The 17,191-nt window shown below is 74.7% G+C and carries 14 protein-coding genes, 1 tRNA gene and 1 pseudogene; 10 read left to right on the forward strand and 6 right to left on the reverse strand.

Translation table 11 applies throughout. The features are described 5' to 3' along the window. The 9 genes and pseudogenes from ACFV8H_RS14095 to ACFV8H_RS14135 form a co-directional block, all read left to right on the forward strand. Positions 1-238, forward strand: a pseudogene (locus ACFV8H_RS14095) (DNA polymerase III subunit gamma and tau); the annotation flags it as partial. 92 nt (positions 239-330) lie between these two features. Then, complete coding sequence (locus ACFV8H_RS14100) at positions 331-672, forward strand: YbaB/EbfC family nucleoid-associated protein (RefSeq protein WP_360227091.1); 342 nt, start codon at positions 331-333, stop codon at positions 670-672. Between the two features lie 182 nt (positions 673-854). Beyond that, positions 855-1,454, forward strand: coding sequence for a recombination mediator RecR (gene recR, locus ACFV8H_RS14105; protein ID WP_375887690.1), 600 nt, complete (start codon positions 855-857; stop codon positions 1,452-1,454). Next, positions 1,447-2,151, forward strand: coding sequence for a DUF5063 domain-containing protein (locus ACFV8H_RS14110; RefSeq protein WP_375887687.1), 705 nt, complete (start codon positions 1,447-1,449; stop codon positions 2,149-2,151). Before recR ends, ACFV8H_RS14110 begins: the two co-directional genes overlap by 8 nt. 413 nt (positions 2,152-2,564) lie before the next feature. Then, entirely contained in the window at positions 2,565-3,845 is a 1,281-nt protein-coding gene (locus tag ACFV8H_RS14115) for an aspartate kinase (protein ID WP_375887685.1), read from the forward strand. A 28-nt stretch (positions 3,846-3,873) separates the two neighbouring features. Continuing rightward, positions 3,874-4,935: an aspartate-semialdehyde dehydrogenase gene (locus tag ACFV8H_RS14120; RefSeq protein ID WP_380399474.1), complete on the forward strand. Its 1,062-nt coding sequence runs from the start codon at positions 3,874-3,876 to the stop codon at positions 4,933-4,935. Between the two features lie 388 nt (positions 4,936-5,323). Beyond that, complete coding sequence (locus ACFV8H_RS14125) at positions 5,324-5,869, forward strand: SigE family RNA polymerase sigma factor (protein ID WP_254802531.1); 546 nt, start codon at positions 5,324-5,326, stop codon at positions 5,867-5,869. Further along, the gene (locus ACFV8H_RS14130; protein WP_380399476.1) at positions 5,862-7,028 is read left to right on the forward strand and encodes a hypothetical protein; all 1,167 of its coding nucleotides are present in this window, start codon (positions 5,862-5,864) and stop codon (positions 7,026-7,028) included. Before ACFV8H_RS14125 ends, ACFV8H_RS14130 begins: the two co-directional genes overlap by 8 nt. A gap of 208 nt (positions 7,029-7,236) precedes the next feature. After that, positions 7,237-8,040 carry an SURF1 family protein gene (locus ACFV8H_RS14135; RefSeq protein ID WP_380399477.1) on the forward strand — a complete coding sequence of 268 codons (804 nt, stop codon included), beginning with the start codon at positions 7,237-7,239 and terminating at the stop codon, positions 8,038-8,040. Positions 8,041-8,049: 9 nt separating this feature from the next. Here the strand turns inward: ACFV8H_RS14135 and ACFV8H_RS14140 are convergent, their stop codons facing one another. The 4 genes from ACFV8H_RS14140 to ACFV8H_RS14155 all read right to left on the reverse strand — a co-directional run bounded on the left by ACFV8H_RS14140 (position 8,050) and on the right by ACFV8H_RS14155 (position 12,799). Beyond that, the gene (locus tag ACFV8H_RS14140; RefSeq protein ID WP_380399479.1) at positions 8,050-8,706 is read right to left on the reverse strand and encodes a hypothetical protein; all 657 of its coding nucleotides are present in this window, start codon (positions 8,704-8,706) and stop codon (positions 8,050-8,052) included. Further along, positions 8,703-10,553: a S9 family peptidase gene (locus ACFV8H_RS14145; RefSeq protein WP_380399480.1), complete on the reverse strand. Its 1,851-nt coding sequence runs from the start codon at positions 10,551-10,553 to the stop codon at positions 8,703-8,705. Before ACFV8H_RS14145 ends, ACFV8H_RS14140 begins: the two co-directional genes overlap by 4 nt. Before the next feature lie 158 nt (positions 10,554-10,711). Beyond that, the gene (locus ACFV8H_RS14150; protein WP_380399482.1) at positions 10,712-12,175 is read right to left on the reverse strand and encodes a DHA2 family efflux MFS transporter permease subunit; all 1,464 of its coding nucleotides are present in this window, start codon (positions 12,173-12,175) and stop codon (positions 10,712-10,714) included. 246 nt (positions 12,176-12,421) lie between these two features. Continuing rightward, positions 12,422-12,799 (reverse strand): nuclear transport factor 2 family protein, encoded by a 378-nt coding sequence (locus tag ACFV8H_RS14155; RefSeq protein ID WP_375887667.1) that lies wholly within the window; start codon positions 12,797-12,799, stop codon positions 12,422-12,424. Between the two features lie 178 nt (positions 12,800-12,977). Between ACFV8H_RS14155 and ACFV8H_RS14160 the strand changes: the two genes are divergently transcribed. Beyond that, complete coding sequence (locus ACFV8H_RS14160) at positions 12,978-15,791, forward strand: ATP-binding protein (protein ID WP_380399484.1); 2,814 nt, start codon at positions 12,978-12,980, stop codon at positions 15,789-15,791. Between the two features lie 274 nt (positions 15,792-16,065). Here the strand turns inward: ACFV8H_RS14160 and ACFV8H_RS14165 are convergent. Both ACFV8H_RS14165 and ACFV8H_RS14170 read right to left on the reverse strand, forming a co-directional pair. Beyond that, positions 16,066-16,139, reverse strand: a tRNA-Pro gene (locus ACFV8H_RS14165). Between the two features lie 100 nt (positions 16,140-16,239). Continuing rightward, positions 16,240-17,184, reverse strand: a complete 945-nt coding sequence (locus tag ACFV8H_RS14170; RefSeq protein WP_375887655.1) for a metallophosphoesterase — start codon at positions 17,182-17,184, stop codon at positions 16,240-16,242. Positions 17,185-17,191 lie beyond the last annotated feature (7 nt).

A 17,191-nucleotide genomic window follows, 5' to 3' on the forward strand; every position in this document is an offset into this window, starting at 1 on the left:
CGCGCAGGCCCCGGTCCAGGCGCCGCCCCGGCCGCAGGTGCAGGCCCCCGCGCCGGTGCAGGCCCCGCCGCCGGTGGCGGCGCCCCCGGCCCGCCCGGTGCAGTCGGTGCGGCCGGAGGACGACATCCCGGAGGAGGACGACCCGGACCTCAACGAGGAGACGTTCTCCGGCCAGGATCTGATCATCCGCGAGCTGGGGGCCACGGTGCTGGAGGAGATCCACCACCGCGGCAACTGAGCGCTCCCCGGGAGCGGGGCCACGGCATCCGCCCCGGGCCCGTAGGCTCGACCGTGACGAACGACGAACCGTGTGACAGCAAGGAGTGAGCCGTGTTCCCCGGTGGTGGTCAGCCCAACATGCAGCAGCTGCTCAAGCAGGCGCAGAAGATGCAGGAGGAGCTCGCGAAGGCCCAGCAGGAGCTGGCCGAGGCGAAGGTGAACGGTACGGCGGGCGGCGGCCTGGTCGAGGCCACGGTGACGGGTTCGGGCGAGCTGGTGGCGCTGACCATCGCCCCGGCGGCCGTGGACCCGGAGGACACCGAGACCCTGGCCGACCTGGTCCTGGCGGCCGTGCGGGACGCCAACCAGGCGGCCCAGAAGATGCAGGCCGAGCGGATGGGCCCGCTGACCCAGGGCCTGGGCGGCGGCGGCATCCCCGGCCTGCCGTTCTAGGGAAACGCCGGCCGGGGGCCCCGCCGCGGGGGTCGACGGTCTGGAGTTCAGACGGCGGACCCATGTGATTTCTGTGGGAGTCGGGCGTCGGGCGGTGTGTCCGGCGCCCGATTCGTTGGATGATGGCACCGGGGCACCTCCGACCAGGAGCACCACCGGACCATCCGAGGGAAGGCGCGACGTTGTACGAGGGCGTGGTTCAGGACCTGATCGACGAACTGGGCAGGCTGCCCGGCGTCGGGCCCAAGAGCGCCCAGCGGATCGCCTTCCACGTGCTGCAGTCCGACCCGGTCGACGTGCGCCGTCTCGCGCACGCGCTGCTGGAGGTCAAGGACAAGGTCCGGTTCTGCGCGGTCTGCGGCAACGTCGCGGAGGCCGAGCGGTGCCGGGTCTGCCTGGACCCGCGGCGCGACCTCGGCGTCATCTGCGTGGTCGAGGAGCCCAAGGACGTCGTCGCCATCGAGCGCACCCGTGAGTTCCGCGGCCGCTACCACGTGCTGGGCGGCGCGATCAGCCCCATCGAGGGCGTCGGCCCGGACGACCTGCGCATCCGCGAGCTGCTCGCGCGCCTCGCGGACGGCACGGTCGCCGAGCTGATCCTGGCCACCGACCCCAACCTGGAGGGGGAGGCGACCGCCACCTATCTGGCCCGGCTGTGCAAGCCGATGGGCCTGAAGGTGACCCGGCTGGCGAGCGGACTGCCCGTCGGCGGGGACCTGGAGTACGCGGACGAGGTCACCCTCGGTCGCGCCTTCGAAGGGAGACGACTGCTCGATGTCTGACCGGACGATCAACCAGCAGCCCCACGGCTCCCCGCAGCCGGAGGCCGGGGCGACCGCCCCGCACACCCACGGCCACGGCTCGGAGCCGGACGACTTCGCCGTGCAGATCGCCGACTCGGTGGAGAGCTTCGTGCTCGCCGTCACCGAGGTCGCCAAGGGCGACGAACCGGGCAGCGCGGTCTCGCTGCTGCTCCTGGAGGTCTCGCAGCTGCTGCTGGCCGGCGGCCGGCTGGGCGCGATCGAGGACGTCGTCCCCGAGGACCGCTTCGAGCCCGACGCCGGGCCGGAGCCGGACGGCGAGCAGCTGCGCGAGCGCCTCGCCGTGCTGCTCGCGCCGATCGACGTCTACCACGAGGTCTTCGACCCGTACGGTCCGCCGGAGAAGCCGAACGCCTTCCGGATCTCGGACGACCTGGCCGGCGTGGTCAGCGAGCTCCAGCACGGCCTGACCCACTACCGCGAGGGCCGGGTCAGCGAGGCGCTGTGGTGGTGGCAGTTCTCGTACCTCTCCAACTGGGGCACGACCTGCACGGCGGTGCTGCGGGCGCTGCAGTCGCTGATCGCCCACGTCCGGCTGGACAGTCCGATCGGTGCGGCGCCGGACGGCGCGGACACGGACGACGACGGGCTGACCGACGAGCAGTTGGAGCAGCAGGCGGGCGACCTGATGGAGGCCGAGCTCGGCCTCGGCCGGTAGGCGGCGGGTAGCCGGCCCTCGGCCGCAACCGAAGGGCCGTAACCGAGGGCCGCAACCGAAGGGCCGTAACCGAGGGCCGCAACCGAAGGGCCGCGACCGAAGGCCGCCGCCGGGCATCGCGGCGGCCGTCGGTGATTGTGACGAATGCCTCAGCAATCCCCCCGGAAAAGAAATCCGGCCGGGGTACCCGGTATTCGTCCGGGAATTCTTCGGAACGGCGCCCGGTGTCCCGCAGACCTGCCGGTGGCACCGCCCGAACCGCCGCCCACGTGCTGAAACGGCCGTCTCATCATATGGAAAGCGCCGGTCAGGGCACCCCTGCTCGGTAGACTGGCGCGGACCGCACCCCCCTTTCCCCCGGGGGGTACGGGGGCCTGGAGCCCCCGGAAAACGACACTAGTCGAGGAGCGCACGTGGGCCTTGTCGTGCAGAAGTACGGCGGCTCATCCGTTGCGGATGCCGAAGGCATCAAGCGCGTTGCCCGCCGAATCGTTGACGCCAAGAAGGCCGGCCATGAGGTCGTCGTCGTGGTGTCCGCGATGGGCGACACGACGGACGAGCTCATCGAACTCGCGGAGCAGGTGTCACCGCTTCCTGCCGGCCGTGAGTTCGACATGCTGCTGACCGCTGGAGAGCGCATCTCCATGGCGCTGCTGGCCATGGCGATCAAATCCCTGGGGCACGAGGCCCAGTCCTTCACGGGGAGCCAGGCCGGTGTCATCACGGACTCCGTCCACAACAAGGCACGCATCATCGACGTGACGCCGGGTCGCATCCGCACCGCCCTGGACCAGGGCAACATCGCGATCGTGGCCGGCTTCCAGGGCGTGTCCCAGAGCAGCAAGGACATCACCACGCTGGGCCGCGGCGGCTCGGACACCACCGCCGTCGCGCTGGCCGCCGCGCTCAAGGCCGAGGTCTGCGAGATCTACACCGACGTGGACGGCGTGTTCACCGCCGACCCGCGCGTGGTGAAGAAGGCGCGCAAGATCGACTGGATCGCGTACGAGGACATGCTGGAGCTGGCCTCGTCCGGCTCCAAGGTCCTGCTCGACCGCTGTGTCGAGTACGCGCGGCGCTACAACATCCCGATTCACGTACGCTCGTCCTTCTCGGGTCTTCCCGGGACGATCGTCAGCAACGACAACCCGAACAAGCCCGAAGGGGGCGAGATGGAGCAGGCCATCATCTCCGGGGTCGCCCACGACACCTCCGAAGCCAAGGTCACCGTCGTCGGCGTGCCCGACAAGCCGGGCGAGGCGGCGCGCATCTTCCGCGCCATCGCCGACGCCGAGGTCAACATCGACATGGTGGTGCAGAACGTCTCCGCCGCGTCGACCGGTCTGACCGACATCTCCTTCACCCTGCCGAAGACCGAGGGCCAGAAGGCCATCGACGCGCTCGGCCGGGTCAAGGAGGGCATCGGCTACGAGTCGCTGCGCTACGACGACGCGATCGGCAAGATCTCGCTGGTCGGCGCCGGCATGCGCTCCAACCCGGGCGTCACCGCGACCTTCTTCGAGGCGCTCTCGGCCGCGGGCGTGAACATCGAGCTGATCTCCACCTCGGAGATCCGCATCTCGGTGGTCACCCGCGCCGACGACGTGCCGGAGGCGGTCCGCGCCGTGCACAGCGCCTTCGGCCTGGACAGCGAGAGCGACGAGGCCGTCGTCTACGGCGGCACCGGTCGATGACCCGGGAGCCGGGCCGGGGCACCGGGCGGTGACCCGGCGTCCCAACCTCGCCGTGGTCGGCGCCACCGGCGCGGTCGGCGAGGTGCTGCTCGGCCTGCTCTCGCTCCGTCAGGACGTCTGGGGCGAGGTCCGACTCGTCGCCTCCCCGCGCTCGGCCGGCCGTACGCCGGTCGTGCGCGGGGAGGCGGTCCCGGTGGTGCCGCTGACCGAGGAGGCCTTCGCCGGGATCGACGTCGCCGTGTTCGCCGTCCCCGACGAGGTCTCCGCCCAGTGGGCGCCGATCGCGGCGGCCAAGGGCGTCGTGGTGGTCGACGACTCGGCCGCCTTCCGCACCGCCGGGGACGTACCGCTGGTCGTCCCCGAGGTGAACGCGGCCGCGCTGCGGATCCGTCCGCGCGGGATCGTGGCGAGTCCGGCCGGCCCCACGCTGGCGCTGGTCACGGCGGTCGGCGCGCTGCACGCCGAGTACGGCCTGGAGCAGCTGGTGGTGGCCACCTACCAGGCCGCCAGCGGCGAGGGCCGGGCCGGCACCGCGGCGCTGCGCGAGCAGACCGCCCTGGTGGCCGGCACCGAGGTCGGCCGGCAGACCGGCGACCTGCGCGCGGTGATCGCCGACGAGGGGCCGTTCGCCGCCCCGCTCGCCCTGAACGCGGTGCCCTGGACCGGCGGCCTCCAGGACGGCGGCTGGTCCGCCCAGGAGCTGGGCCTGCGCGACGAGGCCCGCAAGGTCCTCGGCCTGCCCGCCCTCAAGGTCTCCGCGACCTGCGTGCGGATCCCGGTGGTGCGCACCCACGCGCTGGCCGTGCACGCCCGCTTCGAACGCGAGGTCAGCCAGGAGCACGCCCAGGACATCCTGCGCGAGACGCCCGGCGTGGTCCTCTACGACGACCCGGCGGCCGGGGAGTTCCCCACCCCGAACGACGCGGTCGGCACCGACCCGGTCTGGGTCGGGCGGGTGCGCCGGGCGCTGGACGAGCCGGACGCGCTCGACCTCTTCCTGTGCGGCGACAACCTGCGCAAGGGGGCCGCGCTCAACCTGGTGCAGATCGCCGAGCTGGTGGCCGCCGAGCTGGCGCTCCAGGCGGACTGAGGGCGGCCGCCGAGCCAGTGCTCCAGGCGGACTGAGAGTGGCCGCCGAGCCAGTGCTCCAGGTGGACTGAGGGCGGCCCGAACTGACGGTGGGGGAGGCTCAGGACCCGTCATCGGCCCGGCTCTGAGGGCCCTTTGTGCCCGCGGACGTCCGGACCTGTGTCCGCTCCTCGACACAATCTGTCCGGAATCCCGTGGGAATCCCCTGGAGGCCGCTTCCGCCGATGCGGAAGAATGGCCCCCGGGCTGGGCAACCATGACAGGGGATCGAGTGTCCAACGGGCGTGGCGAACGTGATGGTGGGGGCAAGGGCGGGCATCGGGGCGAGAGCCGTGGTGGCCTTTCCGGCGCGTTCCCCGTGGTCTTCGAGTAGGCCGGAAGACGACCAGATGACGGCGGCCGCACCCGGTGCGGCGGACTCCGGCGCGGGTACCGACGCGGGTACCAGCGAGGACCTGCTCACCGAGACCTACCAGGCGCACTACCGCTCGCTGCTGCGCCTCGCCGCGCTGCTCCTGGACGACCTCTCCACCTGTGAGGACGTCGTGCAGGAGGCCTTCATCCGGGTGCACGCCGCCCGGCGCAGGGTGCGCGAGCCCGAGAAGACCCTGGCCTACCTGCGGCAGACGGTGGTCAACCTGTCGCGCTCCACGCTGCGACGGCGGATCCTCGGCCTGCGACTGCTGCCCAAGCCGATGCCTGACATGGCCAGTGCAGAAGAAGGTGCCTACGATGCCTTGGAGCGCGACCAGCTGAAGGCCGCGTTGAAGGGTCTGCAACGCCGTCAGCGGGAGGTTCTGGTGCTGCGTTACTTCGTGGACATGACGGAGGCGCAGGTGGCCGAGACCCTGGGCATCTCGCTCGGTTCGGTGAAGGCGTACGGCTCGCGCGGACTCGCCGCCCTCCGGACCCAGATGGAGGCCGGACATGGCTGACGGCGCCCGCCAGCGGCCCGGGGACGACCACCTCCCGGACTTCTCCGCCGAGGAACGGGCGCTGCGCGAGCTCATGCACCACGCGGTGGACCGGATCCAGCCCGGAGTCGGCGCCCTGCCGCGGATCCGTCAGGCCGTACCCCGGCGGCGGGCCGCCCGGCGCGGGGCCTGGACGGGCGCGGCGGCGCTGGCCCTGGCGGTCGCGATCGCGCTGCCCGTCCTGCACGAGGGCGACCACCTCGGACTGTCCGGCGGGCCCGGCTCGGCGAACGCCGGCGGCGCGACCCTCGCCGCCCCCACCGGCAGCGCGATCGGCGGCAGCGCCACCGGCGGGGGCGTGCGCTCCGGCCCCGGCGGCGCGGGCAGCACCTCCCCGACCGGCACCGGCAGCGCCTCGCCGAGCCCCGGCGCGGACGCCACCCACCCCGGCCCCGCCACCCCCACCGGGGCCCCCGGCACCGGGGACGGCGGGATCGTCCCGCTCTGCACCCGGGCCGACCTCGGCCAGGGCACCGCCCAGGTCGGCCCCGCGGACACCCAGGGCCGGATCTACGGCTCCTTCACGGTGTACAACGTCTCCGGCCGCAGCTGCCGCCTCGGCGGGCCGGGCGCGGTGGCCGTCACCGACGTCAGTGGCACCGACCGCAACCGGGTCCGCTCCGCCGACCACACCCCGGGCGACCCGGCCGGAAACCTGCCCGCGATGGACGCCGAACCGCCGCTGCTCGCCCCGCAGGCCGGGTACAAGGTGCCGTTCGCCTGGATCCCGGACCAGGGCTGCGCCTCCTCCGGCGGCGCCACCACCGCGCCGACCTCCGGCACCAACCAGGCCTCCCTGACCACCCAGGGCCCCGCCGGCTCCTCCGGCGCGGCCCCGAACTCCGGCACCGGCGCCTCAGCGGCGCCGAGCTCCAACCCGCAGGCCAGCCCCTCGCCCACCTCCGGGCCCACCGCGGCGCCGAGCCCCACCGCCACCCCGAGCGGCAACCCGACCGGCGCCCCGCCCACCGCGACCATCGCCCACACCCCGGCCCCCGGCAGCCCGGCGGTCGCCACGGCCTCGCTGCCGGTCGGGTGCGGGGGGACGCTCTACCGGGGCGGGGTCCAGCCGTCCGGCGGGTCGGCGGCCCGGCCCTCGGGGACGCCCGCGGCGGGCTGATCCGGGGCGCGGCGCGGGCGTCGTCGGCTCAGGACCTGGGGGAGGCGCGGGCGTCGGCGGTGCAGGACCCGGACCCGGCGTGGCCGTCGGCCGTGTAGGACCCGGACCCGGCGTGGCCGTCGTCGGCGCGGCGTTCCGCGGCCGATCCGGCGGGCGGAGGCGGACCCTGTGGTCCGGCGCGGTGTGAGGAGTGGTTACCGTGGGGGGTGTGTACCGGTTCCTCCTGACTCCGCGCTGGCTGGGCGGCACCGCCCTGGCCGTGGCGGCCGTGGCGGTCTGCGTCTGGCTGGGCTCCTGGCAGCTCGGCCGGTTCGAGGACCGCGTCTCCACTCACCAGGAGACCAAGCAGTCGCTCACCGCTTCGGGTGAAGCCCGCCCGATCGACGCGCTGCTCGGCCCGGCCACCCCGCAGGTGACCACGGAGACCGTCGGCAAGTCCGTCACGGCCTCCGGGGAGTACGACGCCGAGCACCAACTCCTCGTCCCCAACCGGGTGTTGGACGGCAAGCAGGGCTACTACGTGCTGACCCCGCTGCGCACCGCCGACGGACACGCCGTCGCCGTGGTGCGGGGCTGGGCGCCCGGCAACCCGCCCGCCGACCCGTCCGGCGCCGCCCACGCGGCCGAGCCGGCCCCCACCGGGCCGGTGACGGTGACCGGGCGGCTCCAGGCCAACGAGTCGGTCGGCAGCAACGGCGCGGTCGCGGGCGGCCTGCCCGCCGGGCAGCTCGGCATGATCAACCGGGCCTCGCTGCTGAACGTGCTGGAGTACGACGGCTGGTACGACGGCTGGGTCTCCGCCGACCAGGTGCCCGCCGGGCTGACCGCCGTACCGACCGTCCAGCCGCAGGGCGGGGACGGGCTCACCCTGCGGGCCTTCCAGAACCTGGGCTACACGCTGGAGTGGTTCGTCTTCGGCGGGTTCGTGGTCTTCATGTGGTTCCGCCTGGTGCGCCGGGAGGCGGAGGCGGAGCAGGACCGGGCCCTCGGGCTGGACCCGGTCCTGGACTGAGCCGCCCGGTCAGCGGGTCGGCTTGCCGGGGGGCGGGGTGGGCACCGGGGTCGGCTTGAGCGGTGCGGTCGGTGCGCCGGTCGGTGTGATCGGTGCTGCGGGGCCGGTCGGGGGCCCCGACGGGGTCGACGAGCTACCTCCGCTACCCCCGCTGCCGAACGGTGTCGCCGTGTCCTCGTCCACCGGCGCGCTCCCGCCGCGGCAGTGGCCGCGCCCGGCCGACCCGTTGTTCGAGCCGTAGTGGTCGATGTGGTGGTGCGTGGTGCGACCGCCGCCCTTCGAACCGCTGGTGTCGCTCGAACCACCGGAGCTGCTGGAGCCGTGCGAGCCGCCGGAACCGCCGGAGCTGCTGGACCCGCTGGACCCGCTGGACCCGCTGGACCCGCCGGAACCGTGCGAACCGCCGGACCCGTGCGATCCGCCGCGCTCGGCCGCGTCCTCCCCGGTGCCCGGCTCGTAGGACGCCCGGAGGACCGTCGCCCCGGCCACCGGTGCGCTCGCCCGGGTCGCCGAGCCGCTGGGCGCGGGCGCCGGGTGCGCGGCGGGGGCCGTGGTGGCCGGGGGCGGGCAGGCGACCTCGTCGCCGTGCGAGCCCGAGCAGCTGCTCAGCACCAGCACCAGCACCACGGCCACCGCCGCCCCCGCGACCGCCGGCAGACGTCTCACCCAGCCGCTCCGGTACCGCCGTCGGGGACCCCGAGGTGCCGCCGGACGAAGTCGATCTCCAGCCGCAGCTGCCGGATCCGCTCCTCCACCACCAGCGAGCCGTGCCCGGCGTCGTACCGGTACACCTCGTGCGGCTTGTCGAGCTGCTCCAGCCGCTCGACGTAGTTCTCGATCTGCTGGATCGGGCAGCGCGGGTCGTTGACCCCGGCGCTGATGTACACCGGCACCCGCACCTGCTCGACGTAGCTCAGCGGCGACGAGGCGGTGAAGCGCTCGGGAACCTCCTCGGGGGTGCCGCCGAAGAGGGTGCGGTCGAGCGACTTGAGCGCCTCCATCTCGTCGGCGTACGCGGTGTGGTAGTCCGCGACCGGTACCGCGGCGACGCCCAGCGACCAGCTGTCGGGCTGCACGCCCAGGCCGAGCAGGGTCAGGTAGCCGCCCCAGCTGCCGCCGGTGAGCACCAGTCGCCGCGGGTCGGCGAGGCCGCTGGAGACGGCCCACTCCCGGACCGCCGCGATGTCCTCCAGCTCGATCAGGCCGACCCGCTCGTGCAGCGCGTCCGTCCAGGCCTGGCCGTAGCCGGTCGAGCCGCGGTAGTTGACCCGGACCACCGCGAAGCCGTGGTCCAGCCAGGCGGCCGGTCCGGCGGCGAAGGAGTCGCTGTCGTGGTGGGTCGGGCCGCCGTGGACCTCGAAGACCGTCGGGTACGGCCCCGGGCCCCCGGTCCGCGGGCGCTGCACCAGGGCGTGCACCCGCCCGCCGGGACCGTCCACCCAGACGTCCTCGACCGGGACGGAGCCGGGCGGCACCGGGCCGGGCGCCCGCAGCACGACCGCGCCCGCGGTGGAGCGGACGGCGGAGGGCTCGGCGGCCGAGGACCACAGGTACTCGACAGTGCCGTCCGGGCGGGCGGTGGCGCCGCCGACCGTGCCGCGCGGGGTCTCCAGGCGGGTCAGCCGGCCGTCCGCGAGGTCGTACGTGAACAGCTCGCTGCGCGCCTCGTACTCGTGCTCGACCAGCAGCGCCCCGGCGTCGGGGCGCCACTGCGCGGAGACGTCGCCGGGCAGCTCCCGGCCCTGCTCGTCGCGGAGCGGGAGGGCGGTCTCGGCGCCGGTCGCGACGTCCCAGATCATCGGCTCCCAGCGGCCGGTGCGCTGGTGGGCGACCAGCAGCCGGGTGTCGCCCTCGACCGGGGCGAAGCCCAGGCAGGCGACGCCGCGCGGCTCGTCCCGTCCGGTGACCTCGTCCAGTTCGGCGACGGTCTCGATCCCGTCCCCGGTGAGCCGGACCACCCGGATGGCGGAGTGCATCGCGTCGCCGTGCTCGGTGTGGTCGACGGCCAGCAGGGTGGCGTCGTGGCTGAGGTCGCCGACGCCGCCGTACTCCTCGTGCCGGTAGATCTCGACCGGCTCGGCCGCGCCCGGTCGGCGCAGGTGCAGGGTGGTGCCGTCCTCGTCGGTGGAACGGCCGACGACCACCGTGCCGTCGCGGCCCAGCGCCAGGCCGGCCGAGTAGGAGGCGGCGAGACCGGGCACGGCCTCCTCGTCCGGGCCGCCCGCGAAGGGCTGGCGGCGCCAGACGCCGAACTCGTCACCGTCGTGGTCGTCGAACCACCAGACCCAGGCGCCGTCCGGGGACAGCTCGGCGTCGGTGGTGCCGTTCGGCCGGTCGGTGACCCGGCGGTGGGAGCCGGTGGCACGGTCCCAGGCGTAGACCTCGTAGGTGCCGGTCGCGTTGGACACGTACAGCGCCCGGTCGGGGGCGTCCTCGGCCCAGTCGGGCAGTGACACCCGGGCCGCCCTGAACCGCTGCTCCCACGCCGGTACGGTGCTCTTCTCCTCGCTCATCCGACCATCCAACCCGATCGGGGGGACGGAACGGAACGGGCGGGCGGGGATCGCCCCGCCCGCCCGGCTTCCTCCGGCGGCCTGCCCGGTCGTGCTCCCAGGGCGTGCTCCCGGGTCGTGCCCCCGCGACGTTCTCCCGGGTCGTGCCCCCGCGGCATTCACGAACGGCGCGGCACCAGCCGGACCAGGCCCACCAGCACCAGCTCAAGCACCGCCAGCACCGCCGTGCTGCGGACGAAGGCCGCCGTCGGGTCGCCGGCGCCGTAGTAGACCAGGCCGATCAGCGCGACCCCGACGGCGCCGCCGACCTGCTGCACGGTCGCCACCGCCCCGGCCGCCGCCCCGGCCAGCTGCGGCTCCACGGCCGCCAGGGCGACGGTGGTGACCGGCGCGATCACCAGGCCCATGCCGAGGCCGTCCACGAACAGTCCGGGCGCCAGCCACCAGACGCTGCCGTCCGCGCCGGCGTCGGCGGCGAACGCGAGCAGGCCCAGCCCGGCGGCCATCAGCAGCCCGCCGACGGTGATCGTGCGCGGCTCGCCGAGGCGCGCGGTGACCCGGTGGGTGGCGTTCGAGGTCAGCAGGTAGCCGAGGCCGATCGCGGTGAACACCAGCCCGGCACCGAGCGCGTCCAGTCCGCGGCCCAGTTGCAGGTGCAGGGCGAGCACCAGGAAGAACGAGGCCTGGCCGAGCCAGAAGACCAGCTGGGCGAGCAGCCCGGTGCCGAAGGCGCGGCCGCGGAACAGCCGGGTGTCCACCAACGGGGTGCCCCGGCCCGTACTGCGGTGCTGGTGGACGGCGAACGCCACCAGCAGGGCCACCGCCGCGCCGAGGCAGAGCAGCGTCCACAGCGGCCAGCCGAGGCCCGGCCCCTGGATCAATGGCAGCACCAGGGCGGTCAGCCCGACCGTCACCAGCAGCACCCCGACCGGGTCCAGGCCCGGCCGCTTCGGCGCCCGCGACTCCGGCAGGCAGCGCCGGACGGCGGCCAGCGCGGCCAGGCCGATCGGCAGGTTGATCAGGAAGCAGCTGCGCCAGCCCAGGCCGAGAAGGTCCGCGCGGATCAGCAGCCCGCCGATCAGCTGGCCGAACACCGCGCCGACGCCCATCGTCAGCCCGTACCGGGCGAAGGCCCGGGCCTGCGCGGCGCCGCTGAACGCCGTCCGCAGGATCGCCAGCACCTGCGGGCCCATCAGCGCGGCCGCCAAGCCCTGTGCCACCCGGGCACCGACCAGCGCGGCCGCCGTCGGGGCGAGGCCGCAGCCCGCCGAGGCGAGGGTGAACAGGGCCAGACCGAGCGCGAACACCCGGCGCCGGCCGTACCGGTCGCCGAGCCGGCCGGCGGTGACCAGCCCGACGGCGAGGGCCAGGCCGAACCCGGCCATCACCCACTGGACGACCGCCGGGCCGGCGCCCAGATCCGCCTGGACGGAGGGGACGGCGACGTTGACGACGAAGGTGTCGAGGGCGGTCATGAAGGTGGCGGTCAGGATCACCGGCAGCAGGCCCCGGGGGGCGGGTGCCGCCGGGGTAGCGGGGGCAGCCGGGGCAGCGGGGGTCGCGGGCGGAACGGGGGTAGCCGGGCCGGGGGCCTTGGCGGGGACTTTCAGTGCGGTGCTCAACTCGGGCTCTCCTCTCTCGGGCGCCCCGCCCTCAGGGGGCGGGGCGCCGCCGTGGGGGTGCGGCGCCCCTGGAACCGGCCTGTCCGGTGTTCGGACGGGCGTCTGGTACGGACGTACGTATGGATTGGACGTCCGTTTGGCTCGTACGTCCGTCTCGCTGAAACGTCCGCTTGGCTTGGACGCTCGTCTTGCTCGTACGTCCGTCTTCCTGGTTTCGTCCGCCTGGTTCGGACGTCCGTCCCGGACTCAGGCGCCCGGCACGCGGTCCAGGAACCCGTGCACGGTGCCGATCCGGCCTGCCGGCGTGGCCGCCAGCACGTCGAAGCCGATCACCACCGGCTCGGCGCCGGCCGGGCCGAGGTTCCAGGTGAACCGGGCGATGTCGTGGTGGGCGTCCACCGGGCCGAGGGTGAACTCCAGGCCCGGGAACTGGGCCTGGGCCGCGCCGATCAGCGCGTCGATCGCGTCCCGGCCGGCCACGGCGGCCAGCGGGTCGGTGTAGCGGCCGTCCTCGGCCCACACCTCGTCGATCAGCTTGCGGCGGGCGGCCGGGTCGGTCTCGTTCCAGACCGCCAGGTAGCGCTCGGCGAGCTGCTGGAGGGCGGCGGTGGTGATCTCGGTCATGGTTCGTCTCCCTTGTTCCGGTGGGCTGTTGGCGGGTCGTTCCCGCTGCTCACAAAGGTAGGGACGGGCCGCCGCGGGCGAATCGGTCACGGATAGGCATGGGGGTACGTAGGTATTCGCACCCGCCTACGTAGCCGTTGCGCCGGAGCGCCGGCGGCCGGCTCGGTAGGGTCGGGGCATGCTGTACGGGAGGGAACACGAACAGGTCGCGGTGGACGGCCTGTTGGCGCGGGCGCGGGACGGCGGCGCCGGGGCGCTGCTGCTCCGCGGCGAGGCGGGCATCGGCAAGACCGCCCTGCTGGACGACGCCGTGGCCCGGGCCGGGACGGCCTTCCGGGTGATCAGGGCGGCCGGTGTCGAGTACGAGGCGGAACTGCCCTTCGCCGGGCTGAGCCTGCTGCTGGCCCCCGGCCTGGACCGGCTGGACGTCCTGCCGGGGCCGCAAAGGCGCGCCCTGGAGGCGGCGTTCGGGCTCGGCGAGGCGCCCGAGGATCCGGCAGCGGCACCATCTGCCGCACCCGCCTCCGCACCCGCCTCCGCACCCGCCCCCGCCGACCGGCTGCTGGTCGGCCTCGCCACCCTCGGACTGCTCGCCGAACTCGCCGCCGACCAGCCGCTGCTGTGCGTGCTGGACGACGTCCAGTGGCTGGACCGGGCCTCCCTGGACGCCCTGCTGCTCGCCGCCCGTCGCCTCCAGGCCGAAGGGGTGGCCCTGCTGCTGGCCGCCCGCAGCGAGCCCGGCGCCTCCGCCGAGCGCCAACTCGGCCTGCCCGAGGTGCGGGTGACCGGCCTCGCCGAGGCCGATGCCACCCGGCTGCTGGCCGAGCGGGCCGGCCCCGACCTGCCCGCCGCCGTCCGCGACCGCCTGCTCGCCGAAGCCGCCGGTAACCCGCTCGCCCTCACCGAACTCCCCGTCGCCACCGGCCCGCAGGCGCACACCGCAGGCGGGCTCCCGCTCACCAGCCGCTTGCTGATCGCATTCCACGGCCAGGTCACCGGCCTGCCCCCGGCCACCCAGACCCTGCTGCTGGTCGCCGCCGCCGAGGAGAGCGGCGAGCTGGACGTCCTGCTGCCCGCCGCGGCCGCGCTCGGCGTCGGCGCCGAACACCTCGCCCCCGCCGAGGAATCCGGCCTGGTCACCGTCACCCCCGACCGCCGGATCGCCTTCCGCCACCCGCTGCTGCGCTCCGCGATCCTGCAACGCGCCCCGCACCACCAGCGGTTGACCGTCCACCGCGCCGTCGCCGGAGCGCTCCCGGACGGCGACCGCCGCACCTGGCACCTCGCCCTCGCCGCCACCGCCCCCGACGCCGCCCTCGCCGACGCGCTGGAACGCACCGCCGTCCGCACCGGCCGGCGCGGGGGCCACGGCGGCGCGGCCGCGTACGAACGCGCCGCCCGGCTCACCCCCGACCGCGACGCGGCCACCCGCCGACTCGTGCTGGCCGCCGAAGCCGCCACCGAGGAAGGCGAGTTGGCGCGCGCCGAGGCCCTCGCCGACGAGGCCGCCGCCCGCACCGACAGCGTCCTCGCGCACGCCCTGCTGGACCACGTCCGGGCCACCGCGCACTTCTGGCGCGGCTCCTACCCGACCGCGTACCGGCTGCTGCTGGACGCCGCCCTCGCGCTCGCCACCTCCTCCGACGCCCCCGACGTCGTCGAACCCGCCCACGCCGCCCGGATGCTGTTCCAGGCCTTCCACGCCGCCTGGTACGCGGGGGAGGAGCCGGTGGCCGAGGTGCTCGACCGGCTCGCCGCCCTCCCGCTCGCCGACGACGACCCCGTCGCCCCGCTCGCCCGCTACCTCCCCGCCGCCGTCCTCCCGGCCCTCGGCCGACCCGCCGCCGCACCGGCACGCGCCGCCCTGCCCCCGGCCCGGGAAGCCGTCGAAGCCGCCCGCCGGGCCGGCGCCGAGAGCCCCGCCGACCTGGTCCAACTCTGCGGCGCCACCCTCGTCCTGGGCCGCGACGAGGAGACCGTCGACCTCGGCGGCGAACTCGTCGCCGAGGCCCGCGCCAAGGGCACCCTCGGTGTGATGCCCACCCTGCAGTTCTTCCTCGCCGAGGCCGAGCTCTTCCACGGCCGCCACGCCGACGCCGAACTCACCGCCACCGAGGCCCTCGACCTCGCCCGGGACACCGGCCAGCACCAGTGGGTCAGCCAACTCAGCGCCCTGCTCGCCTACCTGGCCGCCCTCGACGGCCGCACCGAACGCTGCACCGAACTGGCCACCACCGCGCTCGCCACCACCGGCCCGCAGACCGCAGCCCCCGCCGCCGGCCGCCCCTGGGCACACTGGGCCCTCGCCCTGCTCGACCTCGGCCAGGGCCGCGCCGCGGGCGCCGCCGACCGCCTCCACGCCCTCACCACCGGCCCGCACCGGCACCACGTCAGCGCCACCCGAGCCGTCCCGGACCTGGTCGAAGCCGCCGTCCGCCTCGGCACCCCGGACCGCGCCGCCGAGGCCTACGAACGCTTCGCCCGCTGGACCACCGCCGCCGACCGCCCCTGGGCCGAGGCACTACGCCTGCGCTGCCAGGCCCTGCTCGGCCCGGACGAACTCGCCGAACCCGCCTACCGCGCCGCCCTCGACCTCCACGCCACCACCCACCGCCCCTTCGAACAGGCCCGCACCGCCCTGCTCTACGGCGAATGGCTCCGCCGCACCCGCCGCCGCACCGACGCCCGCCCCCACCTCACGGCCGCCCTCGAAGTCTTCGACCGCCTCGCCGCCCACCCCTGGTCCACCCGCGCCCGCACCGAACTCTCCGCCACCGGCACCCCGGCCCCCACACCCCAGCCCTCCCAGGCCCTCCCGAACCCCCTGACCCCTCAGGAACTCCAGATCGCCCGCCTGGCCGCCCAGGGCCTCACCAACCGCGACATCGCCGCCCAACTCTTCCTCAGCCCCCGCACCGTCGCCCACCACCTCTACAAGGCCTACCCCAAACTCGGCATCACCTCCCGCACCGCCCTCCCCACCACGCTCTGACGCGGGGAGAGGCAGCAGTCATCGCGGACCGACCCGTACGGACACCCGGCGGCCGTGGAGAGCGGAGCCGCCCGGTCCGGGCCCCGGCGCCCCGCAAGGAACCCAGCGGGCCGCGATCGCCCCGACCGGTGAAGGTGATCGTCCCGCCGCACCCCGGCCGTCCCGACTCCGACGGCGCCCGGATGTACACGGGCAGCGGGCGGGGTTCCGGAGCTCCTCCGGATACAACGTCAGAGGGCCCACCGGATTTCTCCGATGGGCCCTCTGTACTGGGTCGGGGTGGCGGGATTTGAACCCACGGCCTCTTCGTCCCGAACGAAGCGCGCTACCAAGCTGCGCCACACCCCGGTCATTCTGTTTGTCGCTCCGTCTCCTTCGCGACGAGTAGAACTCTACCGGACGCTCGCCGAGACACGAAATCCGGTTTCGGGCGGGCGTCCGGTCGGGGTCAGCGGGGGGCCGGGGTGAGGGTGAGGAGGGTGGCTTCCGGGGGGCAGGCGAAGCGGATCGGGGTGTAGCGGTTGGTGCCGCAGCCGGCGGAGACGTGGAGGTAGGAGCGGTGGCCGCCGGCCTTGTGGGTGGAGAGGCCCTTGACCCGGCGGGTGTCGAGGTCGCAGTTGGTGACCAGGGCGCCGTAGAAGGGGATGCAGAGCTGGCCGCCGTGGGTGTGGCCGGCCAGGATCAGCGGGTAGCGGTCGGCGGTGAAGGCGTCGAGGACGCGCAGGTAGGGGGCGTGCACGACGGCGAGGGAGAGGTCGGCGTCGGCGGAGGGGCCGCCGGCGACGGCGGCGTAGCGGTCGCGGCGGATGTGTGGGTCGTCGAGGCCGGTGAACTCGAGGTCGAGGCCGTTGACGGTGAGGCGGCCGCGGGTGTTGGTCAGGTCGAGCCAGCCGGCCGCGTCGAAGCCGTCGCGGAGCTTCTCCCAGGGGTTGTGCACGGCGCCGCTGATGCCGCGATTGCCGGTGCCGTCGGGGTTGTTCATGCCGTGGACGCCGCTGCGCATGGCCTGGAGGTAGCGGGCCGGGTTCTTGCGGGCCGGCCCGTAGTAGTCGTTGGAGCCGAAGACGTAGACGCCGGGGAAGTCCATCAGCGGCCCGAGGGCGTCGAGGGTGGCGGGGACGCCGAGCGGGTCGGAGAGGTTGTCGCCGGTGTTGACCACGAGGTCGGGGCGCAGGCCGGCGAGGCTCTGCAGCCAGCGCTGCTTCTTGCCCTGCCCGGCCACCATGTGGATGTCGGACACCTGGAGGACCCGGAGGGGCTTGGCGCCGTGGGGCAGGACGGGGACCTCGACGCGGCGGAGCCGGAAGGCACGTACCTCGTACCCGACGGAGTAGGCGAGGCAGGCGGCGCCGGCAGCGGCGACACCGAGGGGGACGGAGTACAGCGGTCGCATCAGCCCA

Source organism: Kitasatospora sp. NPDC059827 (genome assembly GCF_042731675.1).
Lineage (GTDB): Bacteria > Actinomycetota > Actinomycetes > Streptomycetales > Streptomycetaceae > Kitasatospora.